At 66.9% G+C, this 18,149-nt stretch carries 8 protein-coding genes; all 8 read left to right on the top strand.

Annotation, left to right across the window (positions count from 1 at the left end; translation table 11 throughout):
- The first annotated feature begins 247 nt into the window (after positions 1-247).
- The 8 genes from dpdE to dpdD are packed head-to-tail and all read left to right on the top strand — an operon-like array spanning position 248 to position 18,144.
- A complete protein-coding gene (gene dpdE, locus ACZ4EG_RS31220) occupies positions 248-3,655 on the top strand; it encodes a protein DpdE (protein WP_467792925.1) in 3,408 nt (1,135 codons plus the stop codon).
- A complete protein-coding gene (dpdF, locus tag ACZ4EG_RS31215; protein ID WP_467792924.1) occupies positions 3,652-6,258 on the top strand; it encodes a protein DpdF in 2,607 nt (868 codons plus the stop codon). Before dpdE ends, dpdF begins: the two co-directional genes overlap by 4 nt.
- Complete coding sequence (dpdG, locus tag ACZ4EG_RS31210; RefSeq protein ID WP_467792923.1) at positions 6,258-7,193, top strand: protein DpdG; 936 nt, start codon at positions 6,258-6,260, stop codon at positions 7,191-7,193. Before dpdF ends, dpdG begins: the two co-directional genes overlap by 1 nt.
- Positions 7,190-10,231, top strand: coding sequence for a protein DpdH (gene dpdH, locus ACZ4EG_RS31205; RefSeq protein ID WP_467792922.1), 3,042 nt, complete (start codon positions 7,190-7,192; stop codon positions 10,229-10,231). Before dpdG ends, dpdH begins: the two co-directional genes overlap by 4 nt.
- Positions 10,228-10,938, top strand: a complete 711-nt coding sequence (locus tag ACZ4EG_RS31200; protein ID WP_467792921.1) for a hypothetical protein — start codon at positions 10,228-10,230, stop codon at positions 10,936-10,938. Before dpdH ends, ACZ4EG_RS31200 begins: the two co-directional genes overlap by 4 nt.
- On the top strand, positions 10,935-15,419 hold the full coding sequence (gene dpdJ, locus ACZ4EG_RS31195) for a protein DpdJ (protein ID WP_467792920.1): 4,485 nt from the start codon (positions 10,935-10,937) through the stop codon (positions 15,417-15,419). The genes ACZ4EG_RS31200 and dpdJ overlap by 4 nt, the downstream gene beginning before the upstream one ends.
- The gene (gene dpdK, locus ACZ4EG_RS31190; RefSeq protein WP_467792919.1) at positions 15,416-15,928 is read left to right on the top strand and encodes a phospholipase D-like domain-containing protein DpdK; all 513 of its coding nucleotides are present in this window, start codon (positions 15,416-15,418) and stop codon (positions 15,926-15,928) included. The genes dpdJ and dpdK overlap by 4 nt, the downstream gene beginning before the upstream one ends.
- Positions 15,925-18,144 (top strand): protein DpdD, encoded by a 2,220-nt coding sequence (gene dpdD / locus ACZ4EG_RS31185; RefSeq protein WP_467792918.1) that lies wholly within the window; start codon positions 15,925-15,927, stop codon positions 18,142-18,144. The genes dpdK and dpdD overlap by 4 nt, the downstream gene beginning before the upstream one ends.
- Positions 18,145-18,149 lie beyond the last annotated feature (5 nt).

The raw sequence follows: 18,149 nt of genomic DNA, 5'->3' as shown, positions 1-18,149 counted from the left end.
GCGGCCCCGTGGCACACCATACGGGCGTCCCGCTGTTTCCGGACGCGCCCCTGCCTGACGCTGCCGCCACCCAGCGGCCGCAGGACCTGTGTGTGTGCACTCCTCGGTCGTCCCGGCAGTCCGGCAGAGTGGCGCCGGGCCGTGTGCATCATCCCCAGCCTTCGGCGGCGCCTGCCCGCGTAGTTCTTTCAGGGGTTGCCCGATGATGACGGATGATGCTGTCCGGTGCCCTCGGTGTGGTGCAGGGATGATCATGCAGTTCGCCTCCCGCGGGCCCAACGCAGGCGCCTACTTCTGGGGCTGCTCGCGCTTCCCTCAATGCCGCGGCTCGCGCTCCGCCGACGGTACGGTCAAGGCGGCCCCGGCCCGACCCCGCACAACAGTTGCAAGCCGTTCGGCAAGCAGCTCTCGCCCCGCTCGGAAATCGGCGCTGCACCGCGGTGACCTGCTCGTATCCAGCGCTAACACGCTGGGGGCCGGTAAGTTGGTGGGCAAGGACGGCGATGGCCTGATCCTCGAGTACTTCGACACCCCAGGACAGCATCCCGACGAGCGCCGTCGTCACACCGTCCCCAGGGAGGGGCTCAGGCGGTTCACGCTGGCGCCCGAGACGCGGGTGTTCTGGCACACGGGCACCGCATGGCGTTCCGGGCGCGTCATCGACTCCACAGCCCATCGGGACATCCACGTGCGGGCGCGCAACTGGGAGGGATACCTTGCCGAAGCGGACCTGTATGTCCGCTGGGACCAGCCGCTGACCGACCCCGTCGGCTTTGCCGGCGCCGGACTGCTGGAATCGCCTCTGCTGGCCGACATGCGGCGCCCCTTCCTGCAGAGCACCCTGACGCAGCGTTCGGCGGCCCATGGCATGCGCGGCGCCCTCTCGAGCGGTATCGAGTTGTACGAGCACCAGGTCGAGACCGTGTGGCGCGTGCTGCAGGACCCGGTGCAGCGCTACCTCCTGGCTGATGAGGTCGGTCTTGGCAAGACGATCGAGGCCGGCCTTGTCGTGCGGGAACTCCTGCTGGACCAGCCCGACCTCACCGTGCAACTGATTCTCCCGCCGTTCCTCGTGGAGCAATGGCGCCGCGAACTGTCGGGCAAGTTCCGCACCGGTGACTTCCCGGGCGCCCGCATCATGTACTCCCGCGATGACGCACCCGACACGTGGGTACCGGCTGATCTCGTCGTGGTCGACGAGGCGCACCATCTGGCCCGCCTGGCGCACAGCGAGCAGCCCGAACTGTCCAGCCGCTACACGCGCCTTGCCGAGGTTGCCACCGCCAGCCCGCGCCTGCTGCTGCTGTCGGCGACGCCCGCGCTGCACAACGAACGTGCCTTCCTGGCGATGCTCAAACTGCTCGACCCGGCCGTGTACCGGGAGACGACGGCCGAGGACCTGCGAAGGCGCATGGAGGCGCGTTCCGCGCTGGGCCGGCTGTTCCTTGGACTGCAGCCCCACTTTCCTGGCGTGCTGCTGAACAAGCGCCTCACGGAGATCGGCGCCGCGTTCCCTGAAGACGCTGAAGTCGCCGCCTTGATCGGTGAGGTCAGGCAGGCAGTCGCAGGACCGGACCGGCATGCGCTGGCCGTTGCGATCGGCGCGCTGCGCACCTATGTGTCCGAGGTGTATCGGGTCCACCGCCGGATGCTGCGCACCCGTCGTACCGCTGCGCTGCACGAGTCGTACCGGGTCACCGGGCGTCTGCGCCCCCAGCAGGTGGTTCTTCCCTCGTCCGCTTTTGCCGGCCTTGCCTCCCTTTTGGACAACTGGCGCCAGGAGGCTCTTGCTGCTTGTGAGTTCGACGAGGAGGCCCGCCGCGAGGCAGCGTCGGCCTTCGCGACGGCCGTGGCATTGTCCTTGGACCCGGACGCCCTGTGCGCGTGGGCCCAGTCCCGAGTGGCCGCCACGCCGGGCGAGCAGGACGCGCTCGACCGCATCGAGAGTGACCTGCGCTTCGTCAGTCGCCGCCGCGACATGGCACGACCGCTGGCCGATGCACTGACCTACCTGTTCAAAGCACGTGAGCGGGTGGTCGTCTTCTGCCCGACCCCGCAGTTGGCAGGGGAGTTGGCCGGCGCGTTCAAGGAAGTGCTTCCTGGGGCTGTCTACCAGCACCTGGCGAGCGACTCGCCCGCAGCCTCCGAGCAGGCAGTGCGGGATTTCGAGCAGAGCCGGACGGCAGCCGTCCTCGTTGCCGACCACTCAGCGGAAGAAGGGCGCAACCTCCAGTTCGCCGATCTCCTCATCCACGTGGGCCTGCCGCCCAGGGCAAACCGCCTCGAGCAGCGTATCGGCCGGTGCGACCGCTGGGACGCCCGTGGCGAAGGCGGCGCCTGGCGCTCCTACTGGGTGGCCGAGACGACCGACCCGCAGTCGTTTGCCGCAGCGTGGATGCAGATCCTCAACGAAGGGTTCGCCGTCTTCGACACGTCGATAGCCAGCCTGCAGCATGCGGTGGACGCCGCCACAGACGCCGCCTGGGACCTGCTGTTCGAGCACGGTGCCGATGCCGCACCCGACGCCATCCGCATGGTCCGCACCATGCTCGAGGACGAGGTCAAACGCGTACAGGAACAGGACGCCCTGGACAGTATCGAAGCCCCCGCCGACGAGCGCTCGGTGTACGGGCGGATGATGGCATCGGAGAGCCAGGCAGACTCGTTCGCCGACGTCACCGATGCACTGCTGTCCTCGCGGCGGGCGGCCGGGAACCTGCGGTTCGCCCCCGCAGGTGACCCCGCCCATGCGATCGGCAGCTACGAACCCGTCAGCCGGCGGACGGCCGGACAGGTCCAGATGCCCTTGGTATCGGCTGCGAGACTGCAGCGCGACTTCGTCCCGCTCGCAGGACACCGCGGCACTTTCGTGCGCAAAGTGGCCGTCGAGCACGAAGACGTCCGCCTCTACCGCTACGGCGATCAGTTCATCGATGCCGTGTCGGACTTCCTGTGGAACGACGACCGGGGGAGAGCCTTCGGCATGTGGCGGTGGATCCCCGCCTGGCCCTACGCAGAGCGCCTCGCGTACCGCTTCGACTACGCCATCGAAGCGCAGCCGCTGCAAGCCAGCCCGGAAAGCGACCTGCTCGACCAACTCGCTGCAGCCTGGACCAGCGACCTGGTGGACCTGCCGTCGCTGCGACGCCGCGCCGACGCGCTCTTCCCGCCGCTCATCGCGACCGTGTGGACCGACGCGGACGGCACACCCATCTCCGACGGGCGCCACCTCGATGCCCTGCAGGCACGCTATGCCAAGCCGGCGCCCGCAGAGCCCGGAGGCGACTTCGCCCTCAACTCAGAGCGCATCAAACACGCATACGAATTCATCCCGGCCGACCGATGGGCGCCACGCTGGCGAGCTGCTGAACACAGTGCCCAGCGCCTGGTCCACAGCGACGACGCCGTAGAGGCGACCCGCACCCGGGCCCTGGCTCTGGCCGAGACCGACATCGCCACCCGACTGCGGCAGTTGAGACTGCGTGCCGCGCGCGCGAAGGGAAACGAGCGCGCTGAACTGGAGGAAGAAGTGGAAACGGAAGCGCTGGCGGGCCAAGCGCTGATGACAGCCCTCCAGACACCGTCGCTCCGCCTGGACAGCACCGGTGTGGTCGTGGTCTCGGGCCGCAGCCCGGAGCAGGACGGGTGCGCGTGACCGCTCAACTCGACATCGTCCAGCGCATGGTCCTGGGAAAAGAGGCATCGACAGATCAGCTCACCGGCCCCCACCGGCGGTTCGCCGACGCCTGGCGCTCGCCCCTTGCCGGGCCCGCCTTCAGCGGCGACATCGCCGCCCTGCTGGCTCAGATGCTTCGCCATCAAGCCGGCGTGACGGGCCAGCGCCACCACGAACTGGAGATCAACCTCCACGAACGCGGAGTCGCCCTGCAGGCGCTCGAGCGAGCACACCTGCGTGTCGAACGGTTCGGCGCCACACGGCACACCGTGCGCCTCGGTGATGCCTGGACGCCCCACTGGCTCCACGGCGACCCCCGCTGGATCGATCTCGCCTGCGCAAGCCCCGGTCCGTTCATCGGCACCGGCAACACCACGGTGCAGACCAGCGCCCGCCCGAACAGTCCAGTGCCCGTCGATCCAGCCCTGCACGCGATCGCTCCCGACATCGACCACTACCGCTCACGCAGCCAGGCCAGCGCAGTGCGCACCGCCTCCCTGGCGGACCCGGCCTCCACTCTGCACGTCGTCCTGCCCACCGGCACCGGCAAATCCCTCGTCGGTCTGGCCCCTGGACTGCTTCGCGCACGCGGGACCACCATCGTGGTGCTGCCCACCATCGCCCTGGCACTCGACCAGGAACGCCACCTGCGCAAGCGATTCCCGGCGTCCGTGCTTCCTCGCGAACTGGCCTATCACAGCGACCGCATCAGCGAGGAACGCGCAGCCATCAAGGAACGCCTGCGCGAGGGAACTCAGCGGATCCTTCTCACCTCGCCCGAAGCCCTCGTACGAGGATTCACCTCGACGCTGCGCACCCTTGCGACAACCGGCCAGCTCACCGGCCTGGTCATCGACGAGGCGCACCTGGTGCGCCTGTGGGGCTTGAGCTTTCGGCCAGAGTTCCAGATCGTCGCCTCACTCGTGGGCGAACTGCGAGAACTCGCCACCGGTGCCGGGCACCCCCCGCCACGCGTCACACTCTTGTCCGCAACGCTGTCGGCACCCAGCCTCACACTCAACGACCGACTCTTCGCCGGCAGCGCCGAGTCACTGTTCGTCGGATCGACATTCCTGCGCTCCGAACTGCGCTACCTCCTGGGCACCACCACCTCCCCCGACGTCCGGATGGACCGTCTCACCGAGGCGATGCACCACCTTCCGCGGCCGGCGATCATCTACACCACCAAGAAGGAGCCCGCCAGGATCATCGCCGAGCGCCTGCGGGCTGCTGGGTTTGCACGCACCGCCGTCTTCCACGGAGACCTCGGTTCTGTCGAGCGTCTTGGCATCATGCGCGGATGGTCCGGCGACGACGGGCCGACCACGACCGACATCGTGGTCGGCACCAGCGCTTTTGGTCTGGGAGTGGACCAGAGCGACGTCCGTACCGTGGTGCACGCGTGCGTCCCTGCTTCGGTCGACCGCTTCTACCAGGAAGTCGGCCGCGCCGGACGCGACGGCCACGCGGCGCTGTCGGTCTGGCTTCCCGCCGTGCCTGACGAGACCGAAGGCCAGCAAGTCGAGAACGCGACCGTGATCGGGGACGTCAAGGCGTGGAACCGATGGCAAGCCATGCGGGATCAGGACCGGTCTCCGAAGGAGGCGGGCAACGGTCTGGTCCTGGACACCACGGTGGTACCCGAGCACGGCGACGAGCCCTCGGACGCCAACCAACTGTGGAACCGCAACACGCTCGTCCTCATGGAACGCGCCAACCTCATCACCATCGCAAGGCTGGCCCCCCCGGTGGTCGAGCGCATACCCGGCGAGTCCGAGCAGGCATGGCAGGCACGGTTCGACAAGGAGTGGACGGCCTTCGTGAGCCACGTCCCGGTACGGCTCAGAGCGCACGTGGCCAACCTGGACCGGAAGACTTTTGAGGCTGCCCTGCAACGGACCCGCACGGAGATCAAGAACGCCGAAGCCGCCTCAACCGCGCGCATCACCCGCCTGTTGGCAAGAAGAGAATGCTGGGGACGCGTACTGAGCGAGGAGTACACCTACACGGACATAGGTGCGATGAGGGCCAGCCAGAATGTGGCGCCCGCGTGCTCCGGATGCCCCGCTGAGGGGCACGTGCACCAGCCTATCTTGCGCACCGCGCGTCCCCTCGTCGCAGAAGCGCTCATGCCCGATCTCGGCAGAAGCCCCAGCGCAGCCCTGGCGAAGCTGGCCGCCGGCCACCGCAGCATTGTGGTCACCTACCCCAGCGGACGGCTCAGGACTGCCCTGAGCAACCTCATCCAGTCATGCGTCACCAACGGCGTACGCGGCATCGTCGCCCCCGCCGCGCTGCTTGGACTCCCGGCCATTCGTACGGCCTCGCGGTTCGGCGACGAGGGCCTGGTCGTCGTGGACCCCCTGCGCACTGGAGGGGTACCTGCGCGCCTCTCGGTGCCGAGTCTGATCCTGATGGACCACGGGCAGACGCCGCCTCTGTCATGGCTCGCCCCCACCAGCGGACCGCTGCGCGTCGTGGTCGTCCCCGAAGACATGCCCGACCCGGCCTACCCAGATGCCCTCATCAAGAGCATCCGCAGCCCTCACTGGACCATTGACGACTTCCTCAGGAGACTCTGATGGCTGTTCTGAACCCACCGCGAAGCCTTCCGGCCCTTGGCCGCTCCGTCATCAACTTCCTCACCGGATCCCGAGCCGGATCTCGACGGGCCTGGACCGAGGAAGAGTTGATCGAGGCGTTCAGACCGCCAGGCCTGAACGAGGCCATCTCCTCCGCTGAAGGCGTCGCGGACACCCTGTCCACCTTCCGGGCGATCGGGATGCTCTGCAGCGATACGGCAGGTGTGATCACCGTGAGCGACACCGTCGCTGCCACGGGGGACACCCTGTCGCCGGCGGCGTTCCGCCGGACCCTCCAAAAGCATGCTCTCGATCTGGACCGAGACGGAGACCCGTGGCAGACCGGCCCGGGAGAGAGCCTTACCGGCGGGGGACGTGATCTGCTGAGAGCGATGTCGTGGTTCCTCGCGCAGGACGCGCTCGGGCGTCCCCTGTCGTGGACCAGCGGCGTTCAGGCCCTCCAGCACGCGCAATTCCCGGACCCGGACAATGAAACCTGGGCCATCACCAACGACACCCGCTGGGGTCCCAGCGCCCGATGGGGACAGGCGCTTGGCCTCGCGGCACCCTCGCTCGTGCAGGCCAGATCGGGACTTGTGCCCCTCCCTGCCGTGGCGATCAACGACGTCTTGGACGAACTGCCTGCCGGACAGATGCCCATCGGCGACTTCCTGGGCCAGTTGGCGGCCAAACTGCCTGTGCTGCACGGCGGCCTCGTCCGCGCCTCCCTTGTGGCGTACCTTCCCGGCGGAGACCCCGACCCGGGCATCGCGCAAGACTGCGCCGACAGTTCGGTAGGTCAGGCGCTGCGCATCCTGCAGGACCGCGGCCGCCTTGTCTTCGACACCCTGCCGGACGCCGACGGCATCCGGCTGTCGCGATTCGACAGCCAACGCCAAACGCACGTCACCCTGGTTCAAGGAGGAAAGCGATGACCTGGCGGGGCACTCTTCCTGCTGCATGCTGGGAGGCCCGTGAGGCCCCGGCCATCATTCCGGTCGAGGCGGAGAGCACTTCCAACGGGGTCTTCCTCGCCACGCACACCTCGATCCCGATCCTCCTGCGCGACCGGGTGGACAGCGCTGTCGGCGGCACCATCGTCGACGAACACAACCTGCGGCGCGCCGTCGAGGAACTGCCGGCGGACCAGCCCATCATCCCCATCCTTGGGAAGTCGGGCACAGGCAAGTCGCACCTGATCCGCTGGCTTCGCATCAACCTGAAGCCCAACGACGCGACCCGGCTGATCTTTGTCCCCAAACACCGCATGTCGCTGCGCGGGATCCTCGAACTCATCCTGGAACACGCCACCAGCGAACGCGCCGCGGAGTTGCGTGCCAAGGTCGCCGCTGCTTCAGACGCTGCCGCGGACGAAACCACAGCACAACTGCGCCTGCGCAACGAGTTGGCTGTCCTGGTCGAGACCCGCGGAGCAGACAAAGACGGCACACCCGAGGAGAACGATCTCCGCGCCTTCCTCGCCTCCGCGGAGGGCCTGCCCGCACTGCTGGGCGACCCCGTCTTCCGCAGGCGGTTGCTCGCCGACAACGGCCCCATCGCGCGTCTGGTCCGGGAAAAGCTCTCCGGCAAGGGTTCGGAGGACAAGGAGGACGCGTTCGGTTTCACCGCGGCAGACCTGGACCTGTCGGTCGACGATGTCAGCAAGGCCGGCGCCGACGCCGCCAGTGTCGCCAGCGCACTTGCCAGCGACGCCCCGCTGCGGGACCTGGCAGCGAAGATGCTCAACGAACAACTCGGGCCGGCGGTCAGCGAGGTCTTCGGGATCGGGGGAGACGACCTCAAGCAACTCCTCGTCGAACTGCGCCTCGACCTGCACAGGCAGGGGCTGGAACTCCTCCTCCTGATCGAGGACTTCTCGATCTTCCAAGGCATCCAGGGCGGCCTCATCGACGCAATCACCCTGCTGCCCACCGAGACGCTCGCCCTGTGCCCGATGCGTGTCGTCATGGCCGTCACCACTGGTTACTTCGTCAACCAGATGCCGGAGACGGTATACACGCGGACCTACAAGGTCTTCGATCTCGAACTTCCCGCGGACAAGACAGCCCCGTTCGACCCCGCACGGTTCGTCGCCCGGTACCTCAACGCAGTACGCGTCGGCTCCCAGGAGATCGATAAGCACCGCACGGACGAGCACCCGGAGCCCAACCACTGTCTGCAATGCCCCGTCCGGGACAAGTGCCACCAGGCGTTCGGGGAGGTTGAAGGCGTCGGCCTGTTCCCGTTCAGCAGGACAACACTCGACCGGGCCATCCGCAGCCAGTCCAAGGGCGATGCCTTCATCGCCCGCGACGTGCTGACCCGCGTCCTGCGCCCCGTCCTCCACCGCGACCAGACCGAACTCGACGAAGGCCGCTTTCCCAGCACCGGATTCGAGAGCGACTTCCGCACCGGCGCGCTGGACATCCTCGACAACGTCGAGGACCAGGTCCGGCTGCGCACGCCAGGTGACCCCGAACTCTCTGAGCGCCGCGTGCGGATGGTGCGTTTCTGGGGGCCGGGTCACGGGCCGCAGAACCTGCACCCGACGATCCACGAAGCATTCGCCATCCCGCCCCTGCCTGACCTCATCACCGAGCAGCAGACCCTCCCGCATCAGCCGTCAGTGCAAGAACCCGTCTGGCCCTTGGACGGTATGCAGACACTCGTTGTGGTGGACCCGCCGACGCCGTCCCCGGCGGCTTCGAAGCCGACTCTGGTCCAGGCGGTCGACGAATGGCACAAGACCGGCCAGCTTGTGCAGAGCCACCGCAACGATCTCCGGAAGATCGTGCACACCGCCGTCATCGGCTGTCTGGGGCTCGAGGACGGATTCGGAGGCGACAGCGGAGACTGGACCAAGGCAAGGGCGGAATTCAAGCCGAGCTTTGATGCCAACACCTCGATCGCGCTGGACGGCAGTGCCCTGCAGACCGCACTGATCTCGATCGACCACCGCAACGTGGAGGACGTCCGCGTTCTTCGTGCCCTCGCCTGGGTGAATGCGAAGGAGTCCTGGGAGGACGTGCCGCAAGGAGACGCGCTGCAGAGCTTGTGCGTGAACAGGGTCCAGGAATGGGCGGACAGCGTGTCCGCTGTCCTCCTTCCGTCGGAAGGCGACGACGCCGAACTGGGCCGGCTCGCGCACGCTCTTCTGTCCGTCAGTAAGGCCCTGGGGATCGCTGACTCGTACAAGAGCGACGCACTCAGCCGGGTCAAGGCGCTCTTCGCCAACTCGCCGAAGCTGGCCGATCCCGTGCAACGGCCCCACATGCGAAAGCTGCAGGACCGCTTCGTCGACCCGAAAGCGGATCGAAACCTCCTTCAGCAGAGACTGCTCCGCTTGACGTCCTACCGCCAAGGTGCCGGCAAGCCGCTGGCCATTGATCTGCCCCGCCTTGTGCGCGCAATGCGCGACGACGCAGCGGAGGCGCCCTGGCCCGAGCACGTCCCCGAGCAGATCAGAAAAGCGGCGGACGACATTCAGAAGCGAACCACCATGCTGGATCCGATGCTCGACGAAACCCGACGGCTGGCACCCGACGTGAGCGATCTCGGCGGTGACGTCGCCCAGGTGGCCCAGGCCCTCAACACCCTGCTCTCCGACCTGGCGGCGCTTGGCCAGTCAGCCAACTCGATCAACCTGCTCGCCCTCCACGACGCGGCGAAGTCGGTGAAACCCAGTGATCTGAAGAAGGTGACAGACCTGACTGAGGGTCTCGACGCCTGGCCCGCCCTCACCGTCGATCAGCGCCTGCGCCTGATGAACCTGGACGAAAGGCCGGCCCTGCGCATCCGAGCCTGGCTCGACCCTGCGCTGGAAGCCGTGAACGCACTGGAGCTAAAACTCCAGGCCGGACCCGCCTCGGAAGCCCAGCGCGAGTACGACGACACCCTCCAGCGGCTCGTGGCCGGACTGGAGACCTTGAGCCGTGAGGTCATGGACGTGGCCGGATGCGAGGGGGGCGCATGACGCTCATCGAACAAGTCCAGCGTCTGCGTGTAGCAGCGGTCGCTGCCCATGACCAGGACAAGATCAACCGCCGCACCGGCGAGTTGGCCGGGCAGGCCGATAACGTCGAGACGCTCATCGAGACGATGCAGCGCCTCAGCCGGGGTGTGGCCGAACTGCGCGCAGTCCATGCCGCTTTCGACGCAGGCCTCGGTCCGCAGGCCGCCCAACTGGCCGCAGACCTGCACGTGCTCGCCGAAACGCTTCCCAGCCAGGACGCCGATACCCCACCGCAAGCACTGAAGGCGCATGTCAAGGCAGCCGATGGTTTCGTCAAGGGCCTTCGCGGGTCCGTCGAGCAGGCATGGACTGCTGAACGCAACCGTGAAGTACCGGTGATCAATGAGGATCTCGTCGCTACGCTGAGCAAGAGCGGGATCGACGTGGAAGAGATTCGCAACGAGATCGAGAAGGCGCATGGCGTGCTCAATGTCCTGAAAAACCGCGCTGTCCCCGAACCAGGCGACATCGCCAGGCTGGCCGCGGCGCTGGAGAGCCTCCGGGCATGCGGCAAGCAGATCACCGCACTGGTCGACCCGGCCCTCGCCCGAGTGATCGCGGGTGCCCAGGAAGGGAACGGGACGCCCTTGAACTCCTTCACTCCCGAGGTCCTTGCCGGGCTATCGAGGCTGGGAATCCTGGACCGCTTCTGGGTGAGGCTGCGGTGACTTCTGAGACCGAGAGCGAAATCCTCGGCGTCCTCGAAGTACATGAGGACCCCCTGTTGTCCTGGGGCGTTGTCGACGGCGGATTCACCGACGACGAACTGCACGCTCACGTCGATGACGTCCTTCTGAAGCGCGGCGAACTCGGCACTGCCCAGGAGGCAATCGAGGCCCTCGAGGACAAGGGCATGATCATCCGCGATGATGCGGTCTCGCCGGCGCGGTGGCGTACCCGCAACGGCGAGACGCTGCGTCTGCTGGCCCGACTGCGCCAGATCTTCCCTTCCGGCGACCCGGCGACGGCCTGGCGCCAAGGCGCCGCGCTCGTCTCGGACTTCCGCTACGCCCGGCGCCCCCGCGCCTACCCCCGGCGTGACCAGTCCAGACACGCCGTCATCGACGGCACCGATGCCCTCCACGACCTCTACCGCCAGGTCGTCGATGCCATGACGTGGCGGGATCCCCGACACGATGATCTCAGTGGCTTCCAGGTCCGTGCCGGCCGCCAGATCTTCACGGCCCTGCAGTCCAACATCACCACCGCCACCGTCGTGGGTGCCGGCACCGGCAGCGGCAAGACACTCGCCTTCTATTTGCCGGCCTTCGCCTACCTGACGGGACTCCAGGACGAGTCGGCATGGACGCGTGCGCTCGCCGTCTACCCGCGCAACGAACTCCTCAAGGACCAACTCAACACCGCTTTCGTGCACGCCCGGCGGCTCGACGACCTGTGGAAGAAGACCAACGGCCGGCCCATGACCATCGGGGTGCTCAACAAGGACACCCCGACCGGCATGAAGAGCCTGACGGCCTCCTATTCCGCATGGACGAAACGGGCCGAAGGCTTTCAGTGCCCTCACTTCACCTGTCCCGGTGACGGATACACCGTGTGCGGGGGCGCACTGTTTTGGTCCGAGCAGGATGCCAGGGCCAGAACGGAACGTCTGACCTGCGGCACCTGCAAGCGCGTGTTCGACGACTCCATGCTGGTCCTGACCCGGTATCGGATGAGTCAGCGGCCGCCGGACGTGTTGTTCACCACCACCGAGATGCTCAACCGCGGTCTGTCCGACCTGTCGCTGGGTAAACTGTTCGGTGTCGGCGCGGCCAAGAAACCCCGCTTGATGCTGCTCGACGAGATCCACACCTACAGCGGCACCACCGGCGCCCAGGCAGCCTTCGTCCTGCGGCGCTGGCACCACGCTCTGCGCAGTCCGGTCACCTTCGTCGGCTTGTCCGCGACGCTGTCGAACGCCGTTCGCCACATGGCCGATCTGACGGGTGTTGACGACGGACTCGTCACCAACATCGAACCGGGCGCAGACGAGATGGAGTACGAGGGCGCCGAATACATGGTCGCAGTGCGCAGCGACCCCACCAGCGGCGCCTCCGTGCTGTCGACCACCATCCAGACGGCGATGCTCCTCCCGCGCGTCCTCGACCACCCGGCAGGGCGCACGTCCCAGGGACTTCTGGGCACCAAGGCGTTCGTCTTCACCGACGACCTCGACGTCACCAACCGGCTTTTCTTCTACCTCCTCGACGCGGAAGGCCAGCGCTACCGCGCCCCCCGTACCCAGCAGTTCAAAGACCCCCTGGCATCCCTGCGACGTCCCGGGCAAGACAACCTCACCGACCAGCGGCGCGCCGGCCAGGCCTGGGACCTGCCGGTGAAACTGGGCCACGCCCTCAGCCGCCCCGGCCTCAACGTGAGCCGGACCACCTCGCAAGACGCGGGAGTCGACACCGCGTCCCAACTCGTCGTCGCAACCGCCTCGCTCGAGGTCGGCTTCGACGATCCAGACGTCGGCGCCGTGCTGCAGCACAAGGCGCCACGCGGCGTCGCCGCATTCCTGCAGCGCAAGGGCCGAGCCGGCCGAAGCCGCAGCATGCGCCCCTACACCGTGGTGGTGCTCTCCGACTACGGACGCGACCGTGCCACCTACGAGGCTTGGGATGCACTGTTCGACCCCGTCCTGCCCGAACTGGTGCTCCCCATCCGCAACCGGGCGGTCCTGCGCATTCAAGCCACCCTGGCGATGCTCGACTGGCTGGCGGACCAACTGCAGCCCGATCACCGGTACGCAAAGCTGTGGCGGGACTTGAAGGGTCTTGCCGATCCGGACTACCCGGACAACCGCAAGGTCCAGCAGACAGCCGTCGCCATCCTGCGCGACCTGCTGCGCGACCCTGGCCGCCAGCGCAGCCTCCGTCTGTGGATCGAAGGCGCACTCCAGGTGCCCGAGGAGTTGGCCGCCGAGATCCTGTGGCACCCCCCTCGCCCGCTCATCCTGGCGGCCGTGCCCACGCTGGCCCGGCGGCTGGACAACGAGTGGGCCGTCGCGGAGGACCACACGTACGCCAGGGGCAAGGACACGATGGGCAAGAATCCGCTGCCCGACTTCTTCCCCGAGAACCTCTTCAGCGAACTCGCGCTTCCCGAAGGGCACGTGGTCATACCCCCGCAGCAGCCGTGGGAGAAGGAACCCGAACTGCAGGCGATGGGCCTGGCCCAGATGCTGCGCGAATACGCGCCCGGACGCGTGTCACGGCGCTTTGCCACGCGCAACCTCGAGCACCGGCACTGGATCCCCGTTCCCTACGGGCAGCGCGAGACCGTCATGGACCTCGCCCCCGTCCTCCCAGCGCACCATCGGGAAGAGGCTGCCACCGTCGAAGTCGGCGGAGTCCCCACCCTCATCCCCATCGTCCGTCCCGACAGGGTGGACCTCCAACTGGCGCCGCCAGAACTCAAGGATGCTTCCAACGCGGCCCTGGCCTGGCGATCCCAGTTCCTGGAGAGGGGCCTCGGCATGGTCGCCCGCCTTCCCCTGTCGGACCCCATCGGCGGCTTCATCGACGAAGCACGCTTCTTCCTGCACGCTCAAAACGCCCACGTTGAGGTCCGCCGTCTTGCCGTCGAGAGCGAGGCCAGTTTGGTCTTCGACCGCGGCGGCGAAGCCCGGGTCAAAACACAGTTCTCGCTCGATGACGAGCGGGTCGGTCTGGGAGCCGCCTACGACGTGGACGGCCTGCGCCTGACCATCACGGTGCCGGACATGATTGTTCCGCCCGGCGACCTCGACCCGGCTCTGCGCAGCGTCTGGTTCCAGCACGTTCTGACGAACGATCCCGAACTGCTGGAACAGATGAACAAGTTCCAGCTGGAATGGCTGCACCAGACCATAGAGTGCATGCTGCTGATGTCCGCCGTGACCGACGGCACATCGCTTCCCCACGCCTACCAGACGGTGCGGGAAACCTTCGCCGACCGGCTGACGGACACCCTGAGGGCGATGTTCCGCAGTTCGGACGTCGAGGAGAGCGAAAGCGCCACACTCGGCCGCGTGGGCGAGCGACTGCGCCAACTCCTCGCCGACCCGGACATCATTGCCCGCCTGGACCACCTGACGGACCAGGTCTGGAACCCCGACCCCGCACAATTCCACGCCTGGCTGCGCCAGCGCGTCCTTGCCACCCTTGGACAGGCGGCTCTGTGGGCCGCCCGGGAGATCTGCCCCGAGCACGACCCCGAAGGCATCATCGTCGACATAGAACCCGGCTACGCCCCCGACGGCTCATGGCGCCACGGCCAGGTCTGGCTCACCGAAGCCTCGATCGGCGGCGGCGGCTTCATCGAAGCGCTGGCGACGCGCGTACGCCCCGACCCGCGGCGGTTCTTGCGGCTGATCACGAGAGCCGTCCAGCCCTCCACCAGCGAACTGGTCGACGCGCACATGCGGCGGATCGTGCGCTACACCACCGAGCGCAGAGACTGGCTCGACCTCGTTGCCGCATACCGGGGCTCGGCGACGCAGGCGGACCGGGTGAAAAACCTTGACCGCATACGGGCACAGTTGCGCGCCTCAGGCATCCACGGCGCGGAGCAGTCCGTCGTCTCGAGCATGGCGAACCGCCAGCTCCGGCCCGGATCGACTGCACAGACGGACCAGGCACTGCGTACCCTCATCGACGAGTGGGAGATCCAAGAGCAACGTCTGGGTCTTGAAATCTCGCCGCGTACCTGGGCTTATCTGATGCGTCAGAGGCATGACTTGGACGCTGGACTGAACCTGTCCGCGAACTCCTCGGACCGTCAGCGTATCGATGCCATCCAAAGCGCACTCTGGCCACGTGGATGGGCCATACGCTCGGCAGCACTGCAGTCGTGGAACCCCTATTTCGACAATCCGCCGGCCGCACCCGATCTGGTCCGGGGGCTGTTTGCGTCCACGGGCGACCTCATCAGCGTGACAGATCCTGACGCGGACAACCTGGTGCGCACGCGCCTGGCCCAACAGGGATCCGCCCAGCTCATCGCGCCTCCCGAGGACGTATCCGCTCTGGCAGACATGCTGGTGGATCTGTCGATCCGCGCCATCGAAACGGAATTTCTCCAGGTGTTCCCACGAGTCGTCGAGATCGACCACCGCTCTGAGGGCAGCCTCGTGGCCACCCTCGAACTTGCCGAGGTATCGGCATGAGAAGGCTCACAACCCTCGGGGCCGGTGAGACCCGGCAACTCACCGATCTGCTGCAGAACCTCCTGGTGGCCGAACTGCTGGCGCCGTCAAGCCGCCTGTGGGTACTGTCCCCATGGATCTCGGACATTGTCGTCATCGACAATGCATCCGGACAGTTCAAGAGCATGCTCCCCGCCTTGCCGGCCCGACCCATCCGGCTGACGGAAGTACTCGTCGAACTCGCCCGCCGAGGCTCGGACGTCCAAGTGATCATGCGTGACGAGCCGCGCAACGCCGTCATAAAACAACGCCTCGCCGACCTCGCCCCGGTGGGGCCACGGCCGACCCTGCTCACCCGGAACACACTGCACGACAAGGGCATGGTGAGCGACCGCTTCCACGTTCACGGATCGATGAACTTCACCTTCTTCGGCCAGAGAGTGAACCAGGAAGGCGTCACCGTCGTATCCGACCCCGACCAGATCGCCCGCGCCTGGGTCGAATACCAGAACAGGTACCAATTGCCATGAGCATCGACTTCAAGGAATTCTTCGGTCCAGGCAACGACATCACGCCCACACAGGTAGAACCGAACCTGCACCTCATACTCGAGAATTTCATGGCAGGCATCCAGCAGCGCCAGATCGGATTCCTGCCGCGAAGTTTCCAGGGCCGTCTGTGGTGGTACGGCTTCGCCCCCACCCCGCGCCAGCAGCGCGAGACACTCGCCCTCCTCGACAGCTGGATCGGTCCCACCTTCAGCGACCTGCCCCGCCAACGCGGTGCCCTCAACCCGACTGACCCGTTCGACGCCGCACTGGCACAGGCACCTGTCAAGCCACTGCGCTTTGAAGTGCTGCCCCGCCGGACAACGGACTCGAAGGCGTGGATACACGCGCGAGGCCAGGTACGCGACGCTCTGCTGGTACTCAGCAAACTCCTCAACGGCCGGCCGCCCTCGGAGTTCGACGCCCCCCGGACCACCGTCGAGGTCCTCGACGACCTCGGACACGCCATCGCTGCCCGCGACCGTACTGTCGCCTTGGCCTGCCTGCGCGAACTTGAGGCGACCGCCGATCTCGACCAGTCGAACCTGGCCTTCCTGCGACTGAGGCTGTTCGCTGGACTCGAGGACTGGAAGGCCGTTCTCGGGGACCGGGATCTCGACCACGTCCTCGCCATGCGCCGCCCCTTGAGCGTCACCCAAGTGATCCAGCAGGCGGTCTACGCCAGATGGTTCGCCCCGCACGACGCAGCCGGCAAAGAGGAAGAACTACTCGGTGCCGTTGCCGAACTCCCTGCGGCGTTCCGGCCGCTGTTCTCAGGCACGCCGACAACGAGTCGGGCGCAGGCCGTCGTGGAGTTCCTCATCGCCGTCGAAGACGACGCGGGAGACGACACCCTCAACCGACTCCTCGACGAAGCCGACACGATCGAACCCGGCCTCCCGGTTCACCTGCGCAACGTGCTCCACCTGCACCGGGAACACGCCCCTCAGCCCACGGCCCCGTCGGAGCCACCCGCTCCCCTGGATCATCCCGGAGCCCCGAGCGAATCACCCCTCGAGCGCGCGACCGGCATGATGGCCCGGGGTGAACTTCAGGCAGCCATCGACCTCGTGCTGACGCTCGAACCGAGCCTCCACGCGGCATACCTGCTCCTCACCTGTGCACGCGATCTCCAGTCACCACAGCAAGCAGCGTTGGCACTTGAGTACATCTCCACGCATCACCTGCAAGGCCTGATCGGCGGAGCGAGTGCACGCCTGCGCGATGACCTTGCCTGGCTGGAGCAGTTCACGCAGGACGGACCCCACCTGGACTGGCGCACCTGGCTGGACGCTCTGGACGGGGACCACGGCAGCGCTGCGCTGGCTGCCGGCCCCGAGATCACTGACACGTGGACGCCGTTGAGCAGCAGTGCGCTGACCACATGGCTACACGACGCCTCCGACGAGACACTCGGCAAACTCGGTGAGTTCGGCGGCCAGTTCATGGCAGCGCACCGCGACGTCTTCACTGAAGACGGAGCGGCCGAACTCAGCGAACGCGTCCTCGCCGGTCTCGCGCTCAGCGGCAAGAACTCAGCCGGCGTTCGAGTGCAGACCCAAGCCCTACTGGACTATCTGCTGTCTGCCAACCCCGCCTCCGCGGTGTTCGCCTCGGCGCTCGAGTGGACCGATCTCATCGTCTCGGTAAACGTCTCCGCTGTGACCACGACGTGGGCGATCGACATACTGCAGGCGGCGACAGCTACATCGGCAGCAGCAACGAGCCCCGCCACTGTTGAATTCTTTTACAAGATCACCAACTCGGTCAGGCCGTTCAAGACGGCACTGAACCCAACCGACCTTGAGGCCATCAAGCTCATAGCCGGCGAACTGGGAGCCGGTGTCCCGGAAGACTTGCTCGCCGACCAAGCACAGGACGCCGACCCCGGAGCGCCCTACCGCTACCTGCAGGACTCAAAGGTGGTGCTGTACTCCCTCACCGAGTCGGCCACCACCCGGGCTGCACAGATACTGCGCATCCTGGTACCCAAGATCGACATCGAGACGAGCGCCGAACACGACGGCAGCAGCAAACTTGCCGCACAGGCAGCCAACGCTGACGTTTTTGTCGTGGTGACAGCATCGGCGAAGCATGCCGCCACCGACTTTATTACTGCCAAGCGGGGAACGCGACCAGTTGTGCTCGTGAACTCTCGGGGCTCGTCTGCTATCTTGCGCGAACTCGCGGAAGGTTGAGTCAG

The sequence above is a fragment of the Streptomyces sp. NPDC025638 genome (assembly GCF_055558775.1).
Note: the sequence above shows the minus strand (reverse complement) of the source record. Positions and strands in the feature narration are given on the sequence as shown.